Source organism: Sphingomonas sp. CL5.1, from assembly GCF_013344685.1.
In the GTDB taxonomy this organism is placed as follows: Bacteria; Pseudomonadota; Alphaproteobacteria; order Sphingomonadales; family Sphingomonadaceae; genus Sphingomonas.
Map to the genome: position 1 here is coordinate 3,001,161 of NZ_CP050137.1, position 21,868 is coordinate 3,023,028.

Annotated in this window: 18 protein-coding genes; 14 read left to right on the forward strand and 4 right to left on the reverse strand. The window is 68.7% G+C overall.

Annotation, left to right across the window (positions count from 1 at the left end; translation table 11 throughout):
- Position 1 precedes the first annotated feature (1 nt).
- The 10 genes from nuoI to F9288_RS14500 all read left to right on the forward strand — a co-directional run bounded on the left by nuoI (position 2) and on the right by F9288_RS14500 (position 10,054).
- Positions 2-487 (forward strand): NADH-quinone oxidoreductase subunit NuoI, encoded by a 486-nt coding sequence (gene nuoI, locus F9288_RS14455; RefSeq protein ID WP_174837431.1) that lies wholly within the window; start codon positions 2-4, stop codon positions 485-487.
- 49 nt (positions 488-536) lie between these two features.
- The gene (locus tag F9288_RS14460) at positions 537-1,148 is read left to right on the forward strand and encodes an NADH-quinone oxidoreductase subunit J (protein ID WP_174837432.1); all 612 of its coding nucleotides are present in this window, start codon (positions 537-539) and stop codon (positions 1,146-1,148) included.
- An 8-nt stretch (positions 1,149-1,156) separates the two neighbouring features.
- On the forward strand, positions 1,157-1,459 hold the full coding sequence (gene nuoK, locus F9288_RS14465) for an NADH-quinone oxidoreductase subunit NuoK (protein ID WP_174839103.1): 303 nt from the start codon (positions 1,157-1,159) through the stop codon (positions 1,457-1,459).
- A gap of 3 nt (positions 1,460-1,462) precedes the next feature.
- Positions 1,463-3,544 carry an NADH-quinone oxidoreductase subunit L gene (gene nuoL, locus F9288_RS14470; RefSeq protein ID WP_174837433.1) on the forward strand — a complete coding sequence of 694 codons (2,082 nt, stop codon included), beginning with the start codon at positions 1,463-1,465 and terminating at the stop codon, positions 3,542-3,544.
- A 10-nt stretch (positions 3,545-3,554) separates the two neighbouring features.
- The gene (locus F9288_RS14475) at positions 3,555-5,096 is read left to right on the forward strand and encodes an NADH-quinone oxidoreductase subunit M (RefSeq protein WP_174837434.1); all 1,542 of its coding nucleotides are present in this window, start codon (positions 3,555-3,557) and stop codon (positions 5,094-5,096) included.
- A complete protein-coding gene (nuoN, locus tag F9288_RS14480; RefSeq protein WP_174837435.1) occupies positions 5,096-6,556 on the forward strand; it encodes an NADH-quinone oxidoreductase subunit NuoN in 1,461 nt (486 codons plus the stop codon). The genes F9288_RS14475 and nuoN overlap by 1 nt, the downstream gene beginning before the upstream one ends.
- Positions 6,557-6,561: 5 nt before the next feature.
- A complete protein-coding gene (locus tag F9288_RS14485; RefSeq protein WP_174839104.1) occupies positions 6,562-7,260 on the forward strand; it encodes a biotin--[acetyl-CoA-carboxylase] ligase in 699 nt (232 codons plus the stop codon).
- A gap of 12 nt (positions 7,261-7,272) precedes the next feature.
- Positions 7,273-8,055: a type III pantothenate kinase gene (locus tag F9288_RS14490; protein ID WP_174837436.1), complete on the forward strand. Its 783-nt coding sequence runs from the start codon at positions 7,273-7,275 to the stop codon at positions 8,053-8,055.
- An 81-nt stretch (positions 8,056-8,136) separates the two neighbouring features.
- A complete protein-coding gene (locus tag F9288_RS14495; protein ID WP_174837437.1) occupies positions 8,137-9,774 on the forward strand; it encodes a ribonuclease J in 1,638 nt (545 codons plus the stop codon).
- A gap of 4 nt (positions 9,775-9,778) precedes the next feature.
- Entirely contained in the window at positions 9,779-10,054 is a 276-nt protein-coding gene (locus F9288_RS14500; protein WP_174837438.1) for a DUF1467 family protein, read from the forward strand.
- A gap of 5 nt (positions 10,055-10,059) precedes the next feature.
- Here F9288_RS14500 and F9288_RS14505 read toward each other — a convergent pair whose 3' ends face one another.
- Positions 10,060-12,375, reverse strand: coding sequence for a hypothetical protein (locus F9288_RS14505; RefSeq protein WP_174837439.1), 2,316 nt, complete (start codon positions 12,373-12,375; stop codon positions 10,060-10,062).
- Between the two features lie 162 nt (positions 12,376-12,537).
- On the opposite strand from F9288_RS14505, the gene F9288_RS14510 reads away from it, so the two are divergent.
- From F9288_RS14510 to F9288_RS14520, 3 genes are read left to right on the forward strand one after another with little or no spacing between them, the layout of a single operon-like run.
- Positions 12,538-13,722, forward strand: coding sequence for a hypothetical protein (locus F9288_RS14510; protein ID WP_174837440.1), 1,185 nt, complete (start codon positions 12,538-12,540; stop codon positions 13,720-13,722).
- A gap of 60 nt (positions 13,723-13,782) precedes the next feature.
- Entirely contained in the window at positions 13,783-14,826 is a 1,044-nt protein-coding gene (locus tag F9288_RS14515) for a DUF2336 domain-containing protein (protein ID WP_174837441.1), read from the forward strand.
- Positions 14,823-16,166 carry a HAMP domain-containing sensor histidine kinase gene (locus F9288_RS14520; protein ID WP_254620893.1) on the forward strand — a complete coding sequence of 448 codons (1,344 nt, stop codon included), beginning with the start codon at positions 14,823-14,825 and terminating at the stop codon, positions 16,164-16,166. Before F9288_RS14515 ends, F9288_RS14520 begins: the two co-directional genes overlap by 4 nt.
- Before the next feature lie 60 nt (positions 16,167-16,226).
- Here F9288_RS14520 and F9288_RS14525 read toward each other — a convergent pair whose 3' ends face one another.
- Both F9288_RS14525 and gltX read right to left on the reverse strand, forming a co-directional pair.
- Positions 16,227-17,510 (reverse strand): citrate synthase, encoded by a 1,284-nt coding sequence (locus F9288_RS14525; protein ID WP_174837442.1) that lies wholly within the window; start codon positions 17,508-17,510, stop codon positions 16,227-16,229.
- A 20-nt stretch (positions 17,511-17,530) separates the two neighbouring features.
- On the reverse strand, positions 17,531-18,958 hold the full coding sequence (gltX, locus tag F9288_RS14530; RefSeq protein ID WP_174837443.1) for a glutamate--tRNA ligase: 1,428 nt from the start codon (positions 18,956-18,958) through the stop codon (positions 17,531-17,533).
- Between the two features lie 68 nt (positions 18,959-19,026).
- Between gltX and F9288_RS14535 the strand changes: the two genes are divergently transcribed.
- Positions 19,027-21,156 (forward strand): ComEC/Rec2 family competence protein, encoded by a 2,130-nt coding sequence (locus F9288_RS14535; RefSeq protein ID WP_254620894.1) that lies wholly within the window; start codon positions 19,027-19,029, stop codon positions 21,154-21,156.
- Positions 21,157-21,165: 9 nt separating this feature from the next.
- On the opposite strand, the gene lexA is transcribed toward F9288_RS14535, so the two are convergent.
- Positions 21,166-21,834, reverse strand: a complete 669-nt coding sequence (lexA, locus tag F9288_RS14540; RefSeq protein ID WP_174837445.1) for a transcriptional repressor LexA — start codon at positions 21,832-21,834, stop codon at positions 21,166-21,168.
- Positions 21,835-21,868: the final 34 nt, after the last annotated feature.

The window sequence follows — 21,868 nt, forward strand, 5'->3', positions numbered from 1 at the left end:
GATGGGTATCGCATCGACGATCAAGGCCTTCACGCTCTGGGAGTTCGTGCAGGCGCACGCCCTGACGCTGAAGTATTTCTTCAAGCCGAAGGCGACGATCAACTATCCGTTCGAGCGGAATCCGGTGTCGCCGCGCTTTCGTGGCGAGCATGCGCTGCGCCGCTATCCCAACGGCGAGGAGCGCTGCATCGCGTGCAAATTGTGCGAGGCGATCTGCCCCGCGCAAGCGATCACGATCGAGGCCGAGCCGCGCGACGACGGCAGCCGCCGCACCACGCGCTACGACATCGACATGACGAAGTGCATCTATTGCGGGCTGTGCCAGGAGGCGTGCCCGGTCGACGCGATCGTCGAGGGGCCGAACTATGAGTTCGCGACCGAGACGCGCGAGGAGCTGATCTACGACAAGGCCAAGCTGCTCGACAACGGCGACCGGTGGGAGCGCGCGATCGCGGCCAACCTTGCCGCCGATGCGGCGTATCGGTAGGCGCTGGCGTGACTTCAGGGGCTTTCATGATGCTGACGGAGAACGGCCGGTGATACAGGCCTTCGCCTTCTATCTCTTCGCGATCGTCGTGCTGCTTTCGGGCGCGATGACGATCACCTCGCGCAACCCGGTCCATTCGGTGCTGTGGCTGATCCTGGCGTTCTTCAACGCCGCCGGCCTGATGGTGCTGGTGGGGGCGGAGTTCATCGCGATGCTGCTGGTCATCGTCTATGTCGGCGCGGTCGCGGTGCTGTTCCTGTTCGTCGTGATGATGCTCGACATCGATTTCGCCGAGCTGCGCGCCGGGTTCGTCCGCTATGCGGCGATCGGCCTCGCGCTGGCGGTGGCTCTCGTGTGCGAAATCCTGATCGGCGTCGGCGCATGGAGCGCGGGCGGCATCGACCTCGCCCGTCGCACCGCGCCGGTGAAGGAGACGATCCCGAACATCCAGGCGATCGGCGAATTGCTCTACACGCGCTACCTGTTCGTGTTCGAGGGCGCGGGTCTCGTGCTGCTGGTGGCGATGATCGGCGCGATCGTGCTGACCCACCGCGAGCGCAAGGGCGTCCGCGCGCAGAATGTCGCGCGGCAGGTCGCGCGGCGGCCGGATGAGGCGACACGCAACATGCGGCCCGAAGTGGGGCAGGGGGTGCAATTGTGAGCGGCTCTATCGGCCTCGTCCACTATCTCGTCGTGGCGGCGATCCTGTTCACGATGGGCGTGCTGGGGATTTTCCTCAACCGCAAGAACATCATCGTCATCCTGATGGCGATCGAGCTGATCCTGCTCGCGGTGAACATCAATTTCGTCGCCTTCTCGGCGGCGCTGCACGATCTGGTCGGGCAGGTGTTCGCGATGTTCGTGCTGACCGTCGCCGCCGGCGAGGCGGCGATCGGCCTCGCTATCCTCGTCATCTTCTTCCGCGGCCGCGGCTCGATCTCGGTCGACGATCCCAGCCGGATGAAGGGATAAAGCGTGACTTCGATCCTTTTCATCGTCTTCCTGCCGCTGCTGGCGGCGGCGATCGCCGGGCTGGGCAATCGCGCGCTGGGCAATACGGTCGCCAAGTCGCTGACGACCGGCGCATTGTTCATTGCCTGTGCGCTGTCGTGGCCGATCTTCATCGGCTTCATGACCGGCAGCCTGAGCGAGAGCGTCACGCCGGTGCTGCACTTCATCACTTCCGGCACGTTCGATTCGCGCTGGGCGCTGCGGGTCGATGCGCTGACCTCGGTGATGCTGGTCGTCATTACCAGCGTCTCGGCGCTCGTCCACCTCTATAGCTGGGGCTATATGGCGGAGGACCCGGATCAGCCGCGCTTCTTCGCCTATCTCTCGCTGTTCACCTTCGCGATGCTGATGCTGGTGACGGCTGACAATCTGATCCAGATGTTCTTCGGCTGGGAAGGCGTCGGCCTCGCGAGCTATCTGCTGATCGGTTTCTGGTTCCAGAAGCCGAGCGCCAATGCCGCCGCGATCAAGGCGTTCGTCGTCAACCGCGTCGGCGACCTCGGCTTCATGCTCGGTATCTTCGGCACCTATCTGGTGTTCAACACCGTCTCGATCCCGGAGATCCTGCATGCCGCGCCGTCGATGGCCGGCTCCACGATCGGCTTCCTCGGCCACCGCTTCGACACCATGACGGTGCTGTGCCTGCTGCTGTTCGTCGGCGCGATGGGCAAGTCGGCGCAGCTCGGCCTGCACACCTGGCTTCCGGATGCGATGGAAGGTCCGACGCCCGTGTCCGCGCTGATCCATGCCGCGACCATGGTGACGGCGGGCGTGTTCATGGTCTGCCGCCTATCGCCGATGTTCGAGACCTCGCCGACCGCGCTGCATTTCGTCACCTTCATCGGCGCCGCGACCTGCTTCTTCGCCGCGACGATCGGCACGACGCAGACCGACATCAAGCGCGTCATCGCCTATTCGACCTGCTCGCAACTCGGCTACATGTTCTTCGCCGCCGGGGTGGGCGCTTACGGCGCGGCGATGTTCCACCTGTTCACGCACGCCTTCTTCAAGGCACTGCTGTTCCTCGGCGCCGGCTCGGTGATCCACGCGATGCACCATGAGCAGGACATGCGCTTCTACGGCGGTCTCAGGAAGCATATCCCGATCACCTTCTGGGCGATGCTGCTCGGCACGCTGGCGATCACGGGCGTCGGCATCTATGGCGTCGGCGGTTTCGCCGGCTATCATTCGAAGGACGCGATCATCGAAGCCTCCTGGGCGGCCGGCGCGCCGGGGGCGTTCTGGGCTGGCGTGATCGCCGCGCTGCTGACCAGCTTCTATTCGTGGCGGCTGATGTTCCTGACCTTCTGGGGCAAGCCGCGCTGGGCGCAGTCGGAGCATATCCAGCACGCCGTCCACGACGCGCACGGCCACGATCATGGGCATGACCACGATCATGCGCATAACGATCCGGCGGCCGAGGACGCGGGGCACGAGCCGGGCGTCCACGCGCGCGGCGTCGATCAGATCCCGGCCGGGACGGCGGGCTATCATCCGCATGAAAGCCCGCTCAACATGCTGGTGCCGCTGATCGTGCTGTCGATCGGCGCGGTTGCCGCCGGCTTCGTGTTCCACTGGTGGTTCATCGAGCCGACCGCCGGCGAGAGCTTCTGGCGCGGTTCGATCGCGTTCAACGAGCATCTGATGCACGCCGCGCATGGGGTGCCGGTGTGGGTGAAGCTCGCCGCGACGGTGGTGATGCTGCTCGGCTTCGGCGGCGCGTATCTCGCCTATATGGTCCGCACCGACATTCCTGCGCGGTTCACGGCGACGTTCGAGGTGCTCTACAAGTTCGTGTACCACAAATGGTATTTCGACGAGCTGTATAACCTGCTGTTCGTCCGCCCCGCCTTCGCGATCGGCCGCTTCCTGTGGCACAAGGGCGACGAGGGGACGATCGACCGCTTCGGGCCAAATGGCTCGGCCTGGGTGGTGCAGATCGGCAGCCGCGTCGCGTCGCGCGTCCAGACGGGATATGTTTACACTTATGCGTTCGTCATGCTGATCGGGCTCACCGCCGCGATCACCTGGGTCATCGCGGGTTGAGGTGGGGCAGATGAACGGCTTTCCGATCCTCTCCGTCATGCTGCTGGTGCCCGCGCTCACCGCGGTCGCCTGCCTGTTCCTGTCGGCAACGCAGGCGCGCTGGCTGGCGCTGGCGGCGACCCTTGTCGATCTCGCGCTCGGCGCGCTGCTGTGGCTCAATTTCGATATCGGCGGCGCGCAATGGCAGTTCGTCGAGCATGTGCCGCTGTTCGGCCGCTTCGGCTGGTCGCTCGGCATCGACGGCTTCTCGCTGCTGCTGATCGAGCTGTCGGTGTTCCTGATGCCGATCTGCATCGGCGCGTCGTGGGAGGCGATCGAGAAGCGCGTCCCCGAATATATGAGCCTGTTCCTGTTCACCGAGGTGCTGATGATCGGCACCTTCGCGGCGCAGGATCTGTTCCTGTTCTACATCTTCTTCGAGGCCGGCCTGATCCCGATGTACCTCATCATCGGCATCTGGGGCGGGGCCAACCGTATCTACGCCTCGTACAAGTTTTTCCTCTACACGTTGCTCGGCTCGGTCGTGATGTTCATCGCGATGCTCTACATGAGCATCACGGCGGGCACGACCTCGATCCCCGTGCTGATGGCCTATGACTTCCCGGCGCATGTGCAGACATGGTTGTGGCTGGCCTTCTTCGCCTCGTTCGCGGTGAAGATGCCGATGTGGCCGGTCCACACCTGGCTTCCCGATGCGCACGTCCAGGCGCCGACGGCCGGGTCCGTCATCCTGGCGGGCGTGTTGCTGAAGCTGGGCGGATACGGCTTCCTGCGTTTCTCGCTGCCGATGTTCCCGGAGGCGTCGGCGCAGCTTACCTGGCTGATCTTCGCGCTGTCGGCGGTGGCGGTGATCTACACCAGCCTCGTCGCGCTGGTTCAGTCGGACATGAAGAAGCTGATCGCCTATTCGTCGGTCGCGCATATGGCGATCGTCACGGTCGGCCTGTTCGCGTTCAACGCGCAGGGCATCGAGGGCGCGATGATGGTGATGCTGGGCCACGGCCTCGTCTCCGGCGCGCTGTTCCTGTGTGTCGGCGTGATCTACGACCGGCTGCACACCCGCGAGATCGCGCGCTACGGCGGGCTGGCGATCAACATGCCGCGCTATGCATTGCTGTTCCTGCTGTTCACGATGGCCTCGATCGGCCTGCCGGGGACGAGCAATTTCGTCGGCGAGCTGCTGAGCCTGATGGGCGCCTATCAGGTCTCCACAACGATCACGCTGCTTTGCACCACCGGCATCATCCTCGGCGCGGCATATATGCTCTATCTCTATCGCCGCGTCGTGTTCGGCGAGTTGAAGGCGGATGAGGTGCGCGCCATGCCCGATCTGTCGAAGCGCGAGCTGTGGCTGCTCGCGCCGATCGCCGCCGTCGTGCTGTGGATGGGCGTCTATCCGGAGAGCTTCCTCGCGCCGATGCGCCAGGACACGCAGATGCTGCTGGCGCGAATCGACCGCGCCCGGCCGGCGGGTGACTCGCTGCCGACCAAGGGGACCGGGGTGATTCCGGCCGCTCATGCCGAAACCGCCGCGCACGGGGAGGCGCATTGATGGACTACGCCGCTCAACTCGCGATGACGCTGCCGGAGGTGGTGCTGTCGCTGGGCGCGCTCGCGCTGATGATGGTCGCCGCCTGGACGGGGCCGCAGTCGAGCCGCGTCGTTTCGTGGATCGCCGTGGCGGTGCTGGCGGGGGCGTGCATCGCGCTCGTCGGCCCGGCGTCGAGCGGCGGCAGCGCGTTCGACGGCATGTACCGCGCCGACGCCTTCGCCGCGCTCGCCAAGGTGCTGATCTACCTAACCGCCGCGATCTCGATCCTGCTCGCGCCGAATTTCTTCCAGCATAGCGCCGGGGACGACCTGAAGCCGGAATATCCAGTGCTGATCCTGCTCGCGACGGTCGGCATGGGCATCCTCGTCTCGGCGGCGGACATGCTGATGCTCTACATCGGGCTGGAGCTGCTGAGCCTCGCCTCCTATGTGCTGGCGAGCTTCATGCGGCGAGATGCGCGATCGGCGGAGGCGGGCCTCAAATATTTCGTGCTCGGCGCGCTGGCGAGCGGCATCCTGCTCTACGGCATCAGCCTGGTGTACGGCTTCACCGGGTCCACGATGTTCGACCAGATCGCGAGCGCCTATGCCGCCGCGCCGCTTTCCGGCAGCGGCAAGTCGCTGGGGCTGATGTTCGGGCTGGTGTTCGTCTTTGCCGGCATCGCCTTCAAGATCGCCGCCGTGCCGTTCCACATGTGGACGCCGGACGTGTACGAGGGCGCGCCGACGCCGGTGACGGCGTTCTTCGCCTCCGCGCCGAAGGTCGCGGGGATGGGGATCGCGTTGCGCGTCGCGATCGAGGCGATGGGGCCGGCTAGCGACCAGTGGCGTCAGATCGTGATCTTCGCCGCGCTGGCGTCGATCCTCGTCGGTGCCGTCGGGGCGATCGCGCAGCCGAACATCAAGCGGATGCTCGCCTATTCCTCGATCAACAACATGGGTTTCGCGTTGATCGGCCTCGCCGGTGGCACGCCGGAGGGCGTCGCCTCGGTGATGACCTATATGGCGATCTACATCACCATGACGCTCGGCGCGTTCATCGTCGTGCTGCAGATGCGCGATGCGGACGGCGAGCCGGTCGAGACGATCGCCTCGCTCGCCGGCCTGTCGCGGACGCGGCCCGGTCTCGCGCTGGGGATGGCGATCTTCATGTTCAGCCTTGCCGGCATTCCGCCGCTGTTCGGCTTCTACGCCAAGTTCGCGGTGTTCTCCGCCGCCGTCCAGGCCGGGCTGTTCCCGCTGGCGGTGGTGGGCATCGTGCTGAGCGTGCCGAGCGCTTATTATTACATCCGCGTCGTCAAGACGATGTACTTCGACGAGCCGACGGGTGAATATGGGCCGGGCGACAGGCTGGAGGGCGGGCTGATCGCGCTGACGGCGGCGATGGTCTCGCCGCTCGGCTATCTGGCCATTCCGCTGCTCGGCGGCTGGGCGATGGCGGCGGCAAAGGCGCTGTTCTGACCCGCATCATCACCGTCGCGGAGACGGGATCGACCAATGCCGATCTCCTCGAACTCGCTGCAAGCGGGGCCGGGGAGGGGCTGTGGCTCCGCGCGGAGCGGCAACTCGCCGGGCGCGGCCGGCAGGGGCGGCCGTGGACTTCGCCCGAAGGCAATCTCTATGCCTCGACGCTCGTCCGGCTGCGGCCGGGCGATCCGCCAGCCGCTTCGCTCGCGCTGGTCGCGGCGGTGGCGCTGGAGGAAGTGATCGCGAAGCTGCTGCCGACGAGGGGCACGATGCTGAAATGGCCTAACGACCTGCTCGTGGCGGGGGCCAAGCTTTCCGGCATCCTGCTGGAACGGATGGACGATGCGGTGGTGATCGGGATCGGCGTGAACGTCGCGCACCATCCGGACCTTCCGGACCGCCCCGCGACGAGCCTTGCCGCGCAAGGGGTGGCGATCACCCCCGGCGATCTGCTTGGCCGGCTTGCGGAAATGCTCGCGGCATGGCTCGGCATCTGGCGCGGAGAGGGACTGGCGCCCGTCGTCGCGCGGTGGATCGAGCGAGCGCATCCAGCCGGCACGCCGCTCCATGCGCGGCTGGCGGACGGCTCGACGCTCGACGGCAAATTCGAGACGATGGCGGCGGACGGCGCGCTGATGCTGCGCTTGGCGGACGGCTCCAGCCGTGCCATCCACGCGGGCGACGTGTTCCTGGTCTGAAGGGGAAAGAGGATGCTGCTGGCGATCGATGCCGGAAACACCAACATCGTCTTCGCGCTGGTTGAGGACCGGCAGGTCAGGGCGCGCTGGCGCATCGCCACCGATCCGCGCCGCACGGCGGACGAATATGTCGTGTGGCTCAACCAGCTCCTGATGCTGGAAGGGTATGACCGCTCGGTGGTGGAGGCGGTGATCATCTCCACTGTCGTACCGCGCGCCCTGCACAATCTTGAGGTGCTGGCGAGCAAATATTTCGGGCATGATGCGTTGATCGCCGGGCGCGCGCCGGTGGAATGGGGCATCGTGATCGATGTGGACGAGCCGCAGTCGCTTGGCGCGGACCGCGCAGTCAACACGATCGCGGCGCATGCCTTCCACGAGGGCGACCTGATCGTGATCGATTTCGGCACCGCCACCACCTTCGATCATTCGGACTATACCGGCGCCTATAAGGGCGGGATCATCGCGCCGGGCATCAACCTGTCGCTCGACGCCCTGTTCAACGCGGCGGCGAAGCTGCCGCGCATCGCGATCGAGGCGCCGGGCGGCAATTTGAGCGTGATCGGCCGCAACACCGTCGAGCAGATGAACATCGGCATCTACTGGGGCTATATCGCGATGATCGAGGGCCTTGTCGCGCGAATGAAGGCGGAGGTGGGGCGCCCGGTGAAGGTGATCGCCACCGGCGGCCTCGCCACTTTGTTCGAACAGCATACCGATGTGTTCGATGCGATCGAGCCGGACCTGACCATTCAGGGGCTGGCGATCATGTGGGAAAACGCCCATATCCAGTGAAGGCTCGCGCCCGGATCGGATCGGGCGAGTCATGTCCCAGCCAGCCGCGCGGCGGCTCAGGGGCACCCAGTTAGGACCAAGATGACCCCCGGTAACGAACTTCTTTTCTGCGCGCTCGGTGGCTCGGGCGAAATCGGGATGAACGTCAACCTCTACGGCACCCAGGGCAAATGGCTGATGGTGGACATGGGGGTGACGTTCGCCGACCACAGCTATCCCGGCATCGATCTGGTGCTGCCGGACCTTTCCTTCATCGAGGAGCGCCGCGAGCAACTCGTCGGCATCGTCCTGACGCACGGGCATGAGGATCATATCGGCGCGTTGCCGTATCTGGCGCAGGATCTGGGTGTGCCGCTCTATGCGACGCCGTTCACCGCCGGGCTGATCCACGGAAAGCTGGAGGAGGAGCGGATCGCCGAAAGCGTCGATCTGCGCGGGATCAGGCCGCGCGATGGCTTCTCGGCGGGGCCGTTCGACATCCGTTTCGTGCCGCTGGCGCATTCGATCCCGGAGGCGAACGCGCTGGAGATCACCACGCCATACGGGCGCGTCTTCCACACCGGCGACTGGAAGCTGGATGCAAAGCCGGTGATCGGCAGCCCCGCCAGCGAGGAGGAGTTGCGCGCGATCGGCGATGCCGGGATCGACGTGCTGGTCTGCGATTCGACCAACGTGTTCAATGCCGACCCGTCCGGCTCCGAAAGCTCGGTGCGGCGCGGCCTGGCCGAAGCGGTGGCCAAGGCGCGCGGCCGCGTGCTGGTGACGACCTTCGCCTCGAATGCATCGCGGCTGGCGACATTGGGCGAGGTGGCGAAGGAGACGGGACGCAAGTTGTGCGTCGCCGGCCGTTCGCTCGACCGGATCATCCGCGTCGCGCGGAGCTGCGGTTATCTGCGCGACTTCCCCGACACGGTCGATCCGGAAACCGCGATGCGCCTGCCGCGCGACCGCGTGCTGATCATCGCCACCGGCGGGCAGGGCGAGGCGCGCGCCGCGCTTTCCCGCATCGCGGAAGGGTCGCATCCGATCTCGCTCGACGCGGGCGACACGGTGGTCTTCTCGTCGAAGCAGATCCCCGGCAACGAGGTGGCGATCGGCCGCATCCAGAACATCCTCGCCGGGCGCGGGGTGGAGATGGTGACGGAGAAGCAGGCCCATGTCCACGTCTCCGGCCATCCCGGTCGCCCCGAGCTGGCGGCGATGTACGGCTGGCTCCGGCCGGACCTGTTGATGCCGGTGCATGGCGAGATGCGGCATCTGATGGAGCAGGCGCGTTTCGGGCTGTCGCAGGGCGTTCCGCGCGCACTGGTGCAGACCGACGGTGATATCGTGCGGCTGGCGCCGGGCGAGCCGGAAAAGATCGGCCACGCGCCGGTCGGGCGGCTGGTGCTGGATGGCGACGTGATCCTGCCGGCCGACGGCGCGACGATCAACGAGCGGCGCAAGCTGGGGATCAACGGCCAGATGTCGGTCGCGGTCGCGGTCACGGCGGAGGGCCGGCTCGCGGGCGCGCCGCGCGTTCGCGCGCAGGGTGTGCCGGTGGAGGACGAACGCGAGCCGTTCATCGCCGCGGCTGAGGAAGCCGCGGCGGAAGCGGTGCGTGACGCCACCGGCAATCGCGAGCGGCTGCGCGAGGACGTGCGGCTGGCGGTGCGCCGCGTCGCGACGCGCTGGACCGGCAAGAAGCCGATCGTCGATGTGCTGATCGTGGAGGTATAGGGCGATGCGCTGGACGTCGATGCTGGCGATCTACGTGCTTTTCTGGGCCTTCTCGGTCTTCCTTGTGCTGCCCTTCGGCGTCCGCACCGCCGACGAGGCGGGAGCGGAGCGGATTCCCGGTCAGGCCGAAAGCGCCCCGCATGACTTCCGCGTCGGGCGCACCGCGCTGCGCGTGACGATCGTCGCGACGATCCTGTTCCTGCTGTTCCTCGCCAATTACGAATATGGCTGGATCACCACCGACATGATCGACTTCCTCGACGTAGCTAACGGCCTGTAATCAGGTCACCGCAGCCGTTCGATCGCCTGCGCCAGCGCGACGTAGAGCTTGCCCATATCCGACGAAAGCAGGGTCACGCCGAGCGGCGATCCGTCGCGCTGCGTCAGGATCGTGCGTAGCATCCCCTCGAAATCGTGGATGTAGCGGTTGACCTGATCGCGGAAGGCGAGATCGTCGTCGTACAGCCGCGCGATATCGCGCTGCTCGGTCGTGTCCAGCAGCCGCACCGCGCGCCGCGTGAACACGCCGCGATCGCCCTTCAGATACGCCGCCCAGGCGCTGTCGGCGATATCCGGCGCGAAGGTGCGGGTGATGTCGATCGAGGCGGAGTTCAGCGCCTCTATCAGCAGCGAAGCGCGCTTGGCGAAGCTCTCGCGTTCATGCTCTTCGCGCTCGGTGCGCGCCAGCTCGATCTTGGTTTCGACCAGCGCGGCCTGTTCGTCGATCTTGCGGATATGCTGGTCCAGCTCGGCGGCGGCGCGCGAGGTGGCGGCGATGGCATTTTCGGCGACGCTGGAAAGCTCGGCGATCGTGCGATCGAAGCCTTGGTCGACCGCCTGCCGCAGCGCGACGACGCCCGATTTCTCCAGCGCCTCGGCGGCTTCCGGGATGACCCGCGCCAGCGTGTCGCGCGCATGTTCGGCGGCCTGCGTCGCGGTGTCGCGCACGCGCAGCAACGCCTCCAGCAGGCGCGGCGCGGCTTCTTCAGCGAGCCGGTTGGCGCGCTCGGTCGCCTCGTCGACCATCTGCCCGATCGCATCCGCCTTCGCCCGCCCGCTGGTGAGCGATTCGAGCAGGGTGCCGGTGAGCGTGTCGACGTTCCTGCGCTGTTCGGCGATCACCTGCGCGATCGCCTCGATCGCGTCGTGCGTGCTCTCCGCCGCCGTGACGAGCGCAAGCATTTCCGGCTTGGTCGCGACGACCACCGCCTTGGAGGCGGCGAAGCGGTTGTCGAGCCGCTCGACCGCCGCCGGCATCGTCTCGTCCATCTCGCGCGCGGCGGAATCGAGCGCGGCGAGCAGAGATTCGGTAGTGGAGATCGCGCGCGATGCCATCTCGTCGCCAGCACGTAACGCCTCGGTCATCGCATGGGCCGATCCGTCGAGCGCGCTGATCGCGGTTGCGAGCTGGCTGGTCCGCTCGACGCCCTGCTCGTGCAGCATCGCAAGCTTGTGTTCCGTCCCCGCGATGCTCTGGTCCAGCGTGGCGAGCAACGTATCGCTGACGCCGCGCTGCGCGTCGAGCCGCGCGCCGAGGCGGTCGATCACCACCTCGATCAGGCCGATCCGCTCGGCTAGCGATTCGGCGCTCTCCTTCGCGGCGGTGTCGAGCGCGGCCTGATTGGCGCCGACCATCGCCAGCATCGCCTCGCCCTGCGCGGAGATGCTCTTGCGCGATTCGTCGATCGCGCCGGCGGTGCGATCGAGCATCGCATCGACCGCCGCCGACATTTCCGCCGTCACCGCCTCCAGCCGCGTGCCGGCATTCTCGCTGGTCGCCTCCATCCGCGCGATATGCGCGGCGAGCTTCTGCGCCGCGCCGCCCGCAACCGTCTCCGCCTCGCGCCCGCGATCGACCAGCGCGCCGACCTGCACGTCGAGCGCGGCGGCATGCTCGCTCGCGGCGAGGCCGGCGCGGTCCATGTCGATGACGAGGCTGGCGATCTCCTCCTGCGCGCGCGGCAGGCCGGCGATCAGCACGTTGAGATTGTCCTGCGCGGCCTGCGCCGTATCGGCCAGCGCGCGGGCGTGGCTGTTTGCCCGCGCCACCTCGTCGGAAAGGCCGCTGCCGATCGCGGCGAGCCGCGCGGTGGCGGTGTCCCCTAATGCCGAGAGTGCCTGCGCCTGCTCGTTGAGCTGCACGCGATTGGCCTCGATCGCCGCGCTGAGCGTGGCGACGGTGCGTTCTAGCGACGCCGCCTCGGCGCGCATCGCCCGCGCCGTCGCGCCGAAGCGGCGCGCCTCGGCCGCGCTGGAGCGCAGCGAGATCAGCCACAACACCCCCGCGAGCAGCGGCACGACGAGCAGCGCGGCGGCGAATTGCGCGATCGCCACCGGCGACATCCCGGCAAGGTCGCTCCACGCGAGCGCGGCGAACGCGCCGACCCAGGCAAGCGATAGCAGCGCCAGCACCACCGGCCCGATCGTGCGCCAGCGCGATGGCGGCGCGATGTCCTCCACCCAATCTTCCGCCGGCGGCGCGCCATGCTCCGGCATCTCGAATTCGCCGAGAAACAGCGGTTGCTCCTCGTTCGCCGCCACCCGGTCCGTTGGCGTGTTGACGGCCTCGCGCAGCCCGATCATCGTGGTTCCCCCGCTCATCGGAGCGGTTTAACACGAATCGACCGCCGACAAAGCGGTTAGCGTTCCCCAAGCTGCTCGCTTTGCCGCATCGAGCCGCCGACCCGCCTTTGCCGCGCATGATTCGCGCCTTTCCGCGATACGCCGTTTGCCATCGCGGTGTTCGACGCTAACAGCGCGGGAATGCTCGCGGGTCTGCTGTTTGCCGTTCAGGATGCCGAGGACCGCCCCGGAAGGCTGGCGGCCACGCTGGCGTTCGCCGGCGTCACGCTGATCGAATATCAGGCGCGGCTGCTGGCGGCGGCGGGCGCCTCGCAACTGGTGATCGTCGTTTCGCGCCTGACGCCCGAATTGCTCGGCGCGATCGCGCGGATCGGACGGCGCGGGATGAGCGTCGATACCGTGCGCGGCGCGGCGGAGGCCAATGCGCGGCTGCATCCGCTGGCGCAGGTCGTCACGATCGCGGACGGCCTCATCACCACCGAAAGCGTGCTCGCCGCCTTTGCCGGGGAGCAGGGCGGCGACGCGCTGCTGGTGATCGACGCGGGCAGCGCGCCGGCCGGTTACGAGCGGCTCGGCGGCGGACTCGCGTGGGCCGGGATCGCGCGGATCGACGCAGGGCGGCTGGCCGAGGTGGCGGCGATGCCGAGCGATTACGACGTCCAGTCCGCGTTGCTCCATGCGGCATCGCAAGCCGGCGCGCGACAGATGCTGCTTCCCGCCGGGGGGGCGAGCGCCGGTCACGGCATCGAACGGCGCGGCGCCGCGCTGGAGGAGCGCAGCCGCGCGGTGGTGATGGCGACGCTCGCGACGCGGCCGTCGTGGTTCGATCGCTGGGTGGTGCGCCCGATCGCCGGCTTCGCGCTGCCACCGCTGGTGCGCCGCGCCGCTTCCACCGTCGCGGTGGCGGTGGGCGCGGGCGTGGCGGCGCTCGCCGGGCTTGGGCTGATCGCGGGCGGCTGGCCGGCGGCAGGGCTGCTCGTCGCGCTCGCCGGGGTGATCGCGGCGGTGCTGGGGGAGCGCACCGCGTGGCTGCGCGACGAAATGCCGCTGGCGCGGTGGCTCGGGCGGGCCGCGCTGGCCGTGCCGGCGCTGGCCGCGTTGCTGCTCGGCCATGTGGTTGATTCGCTTGCGGCGACCGATTCCGCGTTGATCGTGGCGATCGTGCTGGTCGCCGTCGCCACGCTTGGCGAGCGCGCCGCGAGCGGATTGCCGCGCGCGGCGTGGTGGGGGACGCCGCCGGCCTATCTGCTGGTGCTGACCGTGCTGACGCTCGGGCGGATGCCGATGGCCGGGCTGGCACTGGCCGCGCTTTACGCCTTCGCCACGCTTTCGGCGGCAATTGAGTTACTTCGCCGTCAGGCTTAGTTCGCTTTTAACGACATTAGCCTAATTCCGATTCTCATGCCGGTCGATCAGAACGACCCCTTGCACGCGATCGCCCCCGACGCCGCGCCGATCTTCGCACGCGCGGCGCGGGCCGACGCGCGCGCGGACCGGCGGCTCGACGCGGCGATCGAGGACTTCTTCCTGTCCGCACGCGACCGGCTCGACGATCGCACCCGCGCCGCGCTCCATGCCGCGATCGGCACGTTGCTGGAGACGATCGAGCGCGAGCTTGCCGCGCACGCCACCCGCCTGCTGGCGCGTGCCGGCGGCGGGGTCGTGACGGCGGACCCGGCCGGGACGCTGCGCCGGCTGATCGAGGCGGGGCTGCTGCGCGACCCGGAACTGATGGCCGAGATGATCGGGCAGGTGCGGCTCGCGCTGCTCGGCGCGGCGCTGATCGCGAATCGCGAGCCGGGGACGCCGGCGACATTGCTCCCCCGGCTGGTGCAGGGCGAGGATGCGGTGCGGGCGGCGGCCGCGCGTGACTATATCCTTGCCGACGGGCGGCGCGATGCGCTGGCCGGGCGCGGGCTGGACCTGCCGGTGGCACTGCATCGCCGTGTCGTCTGGTGGGTCGCCGCGGCGTTGCGCGAGGCGAAGGCGGGCAAGGCCGATCAGGCGCTGGTCGAGGCGGCGGTGCGCAGTATCGACGCGCATGACGACGGCGCGCGGCTCGATCCGATCGCGCTTCGGCTCGCGGCGGCGATCGACGCGCGCGGGGACGAGCTGCCCGAGCTGCTGATCGAGGCGCTGGGCGACGGTCGGGCCGAATTCGCCGCCGCGCTGATCGCCTATGTCCAGCGGATCGACCTGTCGGAGGCGCGCGCGCTGCTGCTCGATCCGGACGGCGACCGGCTGTGGCTGGTGCTGCGCGCGCATGGCTTCGCGCGAGAGGCGCTGGCGCGGGTGGCGCTGCTGCTCGCCGACGCCGATCCGCGCCGCGATATCGAGGCGTTCGCCGATATGCTCGATACGATCGCGGCGATCCCGGTGCTGGCGGCGCGCGAGGCGCTGGCGCCGCTGTCGCTCCACGGTGATTTCCGCCGCGCGATCCGCGCGCTCGAACGATCGCGCCGGACGTGAGCGAGGGCATGACGCTGACCGCACGGCTCGACCATGCCGACCGGCTGGTGTCGGCCGATGCCGGGTTCATGTCGCTCAACGATCGCGCGGGGGGCGCGATCGGCGAATTGCTCGGCGTGCCGCAGCTCGCGACGGTGGTCCGGCTGGCCCGGCGGCTGCATATCCTCGTTCAGCGTTCGTTGGTGATCGCCGATGCGGAGAGCGATCTCGAATGCTGGGTCCGCGCCGCGCCCACCGTTGACGGTGTGACGCTGTCGATCGCGCCATTGCGCGAGCGGCCGGTCTGGCGCAGTGCGCAGGTCGCGACCCAGCTCGCCCCGCCGCCCGCCGGGGCGGACTGGGTGTGGGAGGTCGATGCGGCGCTGCGCATCGTCCATCTGCCGACCGACGCCGGAACCGCGCACGGGCTGGACCCTTCCGCGCTGCTCGGCAAGCCGCTGACCGAATTGTTCACGCTGCTGCCCGACGCAGGCGGCGGCATGACGCTGCTGGAGGCGATGGCGGCGCAGCGCGACTTCGACGGGCAGGCTGCGATGGTGCGCGGGTCCGGCGAGCGCGTCATGCTGGCGGGCACGGCGCGGCGCAATGCGATGGGGGTGTTCGCGGGCTTCGTCGGCGGCGTGTTCCTGTCGGCCGAACCCGGCGAAACTTCCGCCGACGAGCCGGTGCGGGCGTTCAACGCGCGGCTGGAGGGCGTCCTGCGTGGGCCGCTCAGCCGGATCATCGCCAACGCCGACAGCATCAACGCCGCCGCCGACGGGCCGATCGACGCACATTATGTCGATTACGCCGCCGATATCGCCAGCGCCGGGCGGCACCTGATGGGGCTGGTCGACGATCTCGCCGATATCGAGGCGATCGAGCGTGACGATTTCCGTATCGAGTTCGAGCCGGTCGATCTTTCCGACGTGCTGCGCCGCGCCGCCGGGCTGTTCGCGGTGCGCGCGGCGGATGCCGGCGTGACGGTGGACATCGGCGGCGCCGACGGGCCGCAGCTTGCGATCGGCGAGTTCCGCCGGGTGCTCCAGATCCTCGTCAACCTGATCGGCAACGCGCTGCGCTATTCGCCGCGTGGCGGCACCGTATGGCTGCGCGTGCAGCGTGACGGCGCGCAGGTGGTGGCCATCGTCGCCGATCAGGGCAAGGGCATCGCGCCGGAGGATCAGGCGCGCATCTTCGCCAAATTCGCTCGCGTCGACCCGCGTGAGCCGGGCGGCAGCGGCCTCGGCCTCTATATCTCGCGTCGCCTCGCCCGCGCGGTGGGCGGCGACATCAGCCTCGACAGTGCGCCGGGAGAGGGCGCGCGCTTCGTGCTGTCGCTGCCGTCGGCACAAACCTAAAGAAAAACGCCCGGCGCGCGATTGGCGCCGGGCGTCTTCATCTGGACCGGAGGGCTGAAGTCAGCGCTTGCCCACCGGCACGTAAGGCCGCTGCGTCGGCCCGGTGTAGAGCTGGCGCGGGCGGCCGATCTTCTGGTCGGGATCGGTTATCATCTCATTCCACTGCGCCACCCAGCCCACGGTGCGGGCCAGCGCGAACAGCGCGGTGAACATCGAGGTGGGGAAGCCGATCGCCGAGAGGATCACGCCTGAATAGAAATCGACGTTCGGGAACAGCTTCTTCTCGACGAAATACGGATCGTTGAGCGCGATCTCCTCCAGCCGCAGCGCGACATCGAACACCGGATCGCTGACCTTCAGCGCGTCGAACACCTCGCGTACCGTCTTCTGCATCACGGTCGCGCGCGGATCGTAGTTCTTGTACACGCGGTGGCCGAAGCCCATCAGGCGGAACGGATCGTTCTTGTCCTTGGCGCGCGCGATGAACTCGGGGATGCGATCCGGCGTGCCGATCTCGTGCAGCATGTTGAGCGCCGCCTCGTTCGCGCCGCCATGCGCCGGGCCCCACAGGCAGGCGATGCCCGCCGCGATGCACGCGAACGGGTTCGCGCCCGACGAGCCGGCGAGCCGCACCGTGGAGGTCGAGGCGTTCTGTTCGTGGTCGGCGTGGAGGATGAATATCCGATCCATCGCCTTTTCGACGATCGGATTCACCTCATAAGGCTCGGCCGGGACGCCGAACGTCATGCGGAGGAAGTTGCCGGTATAGCTCAGCGAATTGTCCGGATAGAGGAACGGCTGGCCGACGCTGTACTTGTACGCCATCGCCGCGATCGTCGGCATCTTGGCGATCAGCCGGTGCGACGCGATCATGCGCTGCTTGGGATCGTGGATGTCGGTCGAATCGTGGTAGAAGGCCGAAAGCGCGCCGACCACGCCGCACATGATCGCCATCGGATGCGCGTCGCGGCGGAAGCCGCGGTAGAAGGTCGCGAGCTGCTCGTGCAGCATCGTGTGGCGGGTGATCGTGTTCTCGAACTTCGACAGCTCGCCGGCGGTCGGCAGCTCGCCGTTCAGGAGGAGATAGGCGACCTCCATGAAGGTCGATTCCTCGGCCAGCTCGCCGATCGGATAGCCGCGATGGAGCAGCACGCCCTCGTCGCCATCGATATAGGTCAGCGCCGAGCGGCACGAGGCGGTGGAGGTGAAGCCGGGATCGTAGGTGAACGCGCCGGTCGCGCCGTAGAGCTTGCGGATATCGACCACGTCCGGGCCGACCGAGCCTGACAGGACGGGATAGTCGGAGGTTTTTCCGGCGAGGGAAAGCTGGGCATTGTCGGTCATATAATCTCCTTTTTCCCGGCTCAACGCATCTGGTCGGCGATCCGCGCCAGGCTTTCGTCGCGGCCCAGCAGGGCAAGCACGTCGAAGATGCCCGGCGAGGTCTTGCGACCCGTGAGAGCTGCACGGAGCGGCTGCGCGACCTGCCCGAGCTTCACGCCCGCTGCCTCGGCCACCCGCCGTACCGCATCTTCGAGCGTCTCCGTATCCCAGTTGTGCAGCGCGTCAAGAGCGGCGTGCAGTTGCGAGAGCAGCGCGGGCGCATCGCCCTCCAGCAAAGGCCGCGCCGCATCGTCGATCGTCAGCGGACGGACGGCAAACAGAAAGGCGGTGCCGTCGGCCAACTCGTTGAGATTCGCGGCGCGCGGCTTCAGCGCGGGCATGGCGCGGGCGAGCAGCTCGCGCCGCGCGTCGCCCTCGGTCAGCCCGAGTCGCCCGGCCACCAGCCCGGCCAGCCGCGCATCATTCGCCTCGCGGATATAATGGCCGTTGAGATGCTCCAGCTTCTTGAGGTCGAAGCGCGAGGGCGACTTGCCGACGCTGGCGAGATCGAACCATTCGATCGCCTGCTCGCGGCTGATGATCTCCGCGTCGCCATGCCCCCAGCCGAGCCGGAGCAGGTAATTGTCGAGCGCTTCCGGCAGGATGCCCAGCTCGTCGCGATACGCCTCGATCCCCACCGCGCCGTGGCGCTTTGAGAGCTTCGCCCCGTCCGCGCCGTGGATCAGCGGGATGTGCGCATAGGCCGGCTCCGGCCAGCCCATCGCGCGATAGATCGGAAGCTGGCGGAAGGCGTTGTTCAGATGGTCGTCGCCACGGATCACATGCGTCACGCCCATGTCGTGATCGTCGACCACCACGGCGAGCATATAGGTCGGCGTGCCGTCCGAGCGGACCAGCACCAGATCGTCCAGCTCGGCGTTCTGCACCGTCACCTCGCCCTGCACGCGGTCGTGGATCGTGACCGCGCCTTCGAGCGGCGCCTTGAGACGGATGACGTGCGGCGCGGCGGGATCGTCCGGCGCCTTGTCGCGCCACGGCGAGCGGATGCGCAGCGGCTTCTTCGCCGCCTCCGCCTCGGCGCGCATTCGCGCCAGCTCGTCGGGCGTCAGGTAGCAGCGATAGGCGTTGCCGCCGGCGACCATCGCCTCCGCCACCTCGACGTGCCGCGCGGCGCGCTCGAACTGGAACACGACGTCGCCGTCCCAGTCCATCCCGAGCCATTTGAGGCCGTTGAGGATCGCGTCGATCGCCGGCTGCGTCGAGCGCGCGCGGTCGGTATCCTCGATGCGCAGCAGGAATTTGCCGCCGTTGTGACGCGCGTAGAGCAGGTTGAACAGCGCGGTGCGCGCGCCGCCCAGATGGAGGAAGCCGGTGGGGGAGGGGGCGAAACGGGTGACGACCGAAGGGTCACGCTCGCTCCCGCCGGCGGGATCGGTGGTTGCGCTCAAGCGCGCTTGCTCCCAAGCTGAATTATGACATGGCAACGATAGCCGGGGGCGCCCCTAGCACGCGCCCGGTGGCGCTTCAAACCTTAGCAACCCTCGCCATCGAACGATGGCTGGAGGCCGAGCGCGATCAACTCGCGCTGTGGCTGCCGGTGTTCCTGGGCGCGGGCGTGATCCTGTGGTTCGCGCTGCCCGATCCGCGCGCGTGGATCGCGGCGATCCTGCTGGCGCTCTCCGTGGCGGCGTTCGCGGTGGCGCTGGGGCGTGGCGGTCGCGCCGGGCGCAGCGTCGCGATCGCCGGGGTGGCGCTGGCGGCGGGCATGGCGCTCGTGTGGTGGAAGGCGGAGCAGGCGGCGGCCCCCGTGCTGCCGCGCGCGATGGTGGTGCGGTTCGAGGCGCGGGTCGAGCGGGTGCAGCCGCTGCCTGCGCGCGGGCTGGTGCGCCTGACGCTGATGCCGACGCGCTGGCTCGATCGCGCGCCCGATCCGGCGCCGACCCGCATCCGCGTCAATCTCGCCTTGGCCGATTCGCCTGCCGGCATCGCCGAGGGCGCGATCGTGGCGATGCGCGCGCGCCTGATGCCGCCCGCGCCGCCGGCCGTGCCGGGCGCCTATGATTTCGCGCGGGTCGCGTGGTTCGACGGGCTTGGCGCAACCGGGCGCGGGCTGGCGCCGGTGACGATCCTGTCCGGCGGGGGGAGCGAGGGAGAGGGGCTGCGCGTCCGCCTCTCGCGCCATATCCATGAGCGGCTGGAGGGCAGCGCGGGCGGGATCGCGGCGGCGCTCGCGACCGGCGACACCGGCGCGATCACCGACACGGATGCGGAGGCGATGCGGCGATCGGGGCTTGCGCATCTGCTGTCGGTCAGCGGCCTGCACATCACCGCCGCCGTGGGGATCGCGATGCTGCTCGCCGCGCGCCTGCTCGCGCTCAGCCCGCGGCTGGCGCTGACCGGGCAGGTGCCGGTGCTGGCCGGGCTGGTCGGCGCGGCGGCGGCGATCGGCTATACCCTGCTGACCGGCAGCGAGGTGCCGACGATCCGCAGTTGCGTGGCCGCGCTGCTGGTGCTCGGCGCGATGGCGCTGGGGCGCGAGGCGGTGACGCTGCGGCTGGTCGCGGCGGGGGCGTTCGTGGTGGCGCTGCTGTGGCCCGAATCGCTGATCGGGCCGAGCTTCCAGCTTTCCTTCGCGGCGGTGACGACGATCGTCGCGCTCCACGAGCATCCCGCCGTCCGGCGCTGGTTCATGAAGCGCGACGAGGGCTGGGGCGCGAAGCTGCTGCGCGAGGGCGGGTCGCTGCTGCTCACCGGGCTGGTGATCGAGATCGCGCTGATGCCGATCGCGGTCTATCACTTCCATCGCGCGGGGATTTACGGGGCGGTGGCGAATATCGTCGCGATCCCGCTCACCACCTTCGTCGTGATGCCGCTGGAGGCGCTGGCGCTGCTGTTCGACGCGGCGGGGCTGGGGATGCCGTTCTGGTGGCTCGCCGGCAAGGCGCTGGCGCTGCTGCTGTGGATCGCGCGGACCACCGCCGGCGCGCCCGGTTCGGTGACGGCGCTGCCCGCGATGCCCGGCGGGGCCTATGCGCTGATGGCGGCGGGCGGGCTGTGGCTGGCGCTGTGGCGGACGCGCTGGCGGCGGCTCGGCACGGTGCCGCTCGCGATCGGCGCGAGCTGGGCGCTGGCGACGCCCGCGCCGGACCTGCTCGTCACCGGCGACGGGCGGCATGTCGCGGTCCGCACCGCGCGCGGCGACCTCGCCGTGCTGCGTGACCGCGCCGGGGATTATGTACGCGGGATGCTGGCCGAGAATGCCGGCACGGAGGACGATCCGCTGCCGCTCTCCGACCAGCCCGATGCGACATGCAGCCGCGACGCCTGCGTGATCGCGCGCGAGGCGGGCGGGCGGCGCTGGCGCATCCTCGCGACGCGTAGCGGCTACCTGCCGCCGTGGCGCGACATGGTGGAGGCGTGCCGCGCGGCGGATATCGCGATCAGCGACCGCCGCCTGCCCGCCGCCTGCGCGCCGCGCTGGCTGCGGCTAGACCGCCCGGCGCTGGCGAGAAGCGGCGGCGTGGCCTTGACCCTCGCCACCGGCAGGATCGCCACGGTGCGCTCGCAGGGGGACCGGCACCCGTGGATGGCGACGGCCGTCCCACCGACGCCGCCCCGGTTCAGGACCAGACCGGCGCGGCGGTAGATATCACGGTCAGTCGTAGCGGCGCAGCAGGCCGGCCAGCTTGCCCTGCACCCGCACCTGCGCGGGGGCGTAGCGCTGCGGGTCGTAGCTGCGGTTCGCCGGATCGAGCCGGATCATCGCGCCCTCGCGCCGGAAATATTTGAGCGTCGCCTCGCTGTCGTCGATCAGCGCGACGACGATCTCGCCGTCGCGCGCCGTTTCGGTGCGGCGGATCAGCGCATAATCGCCGTCGAGGATGCCGGCTTCGACCATCGAATCGCCCGCCACCTCCAGCGCGAAATGCTCCCCGCTGCCGAGCAACGCGGCCGGCACCGGGAGCGAGGTCGATCCCTCGAACGCCTCGATCGGCACGCCGGCGGCGATGCGGCCGTGGAGCGGGATCTCCACCACGTCGTTCGCCGGCTCCGGCACCGCGCGCCGCGGTGGCTGGGAGACGCTGGCGGGCGCGCGGCGCTGCTCGGAGCGTTCCGGCATCTTCACCACTTCCAGCGCGCGGGCTCGATTGGGCAGGCGACGCAGGAAGCCGCGTTCCTCCAGCGCGCTGATCAGGCGATGCACGCCCGATTTGGACTTCAGCTCCAGCGCGTCCTTCATCTCCTCGAACGACGGCGAGACGCCGGTTTCGGCGAGACGATCGTGAATGAAACAGATCAGCTCATGCTGTTTCTTCGTAAGCATCGCGATCCTCCGCAGGCGAACAGACGCGGAACTT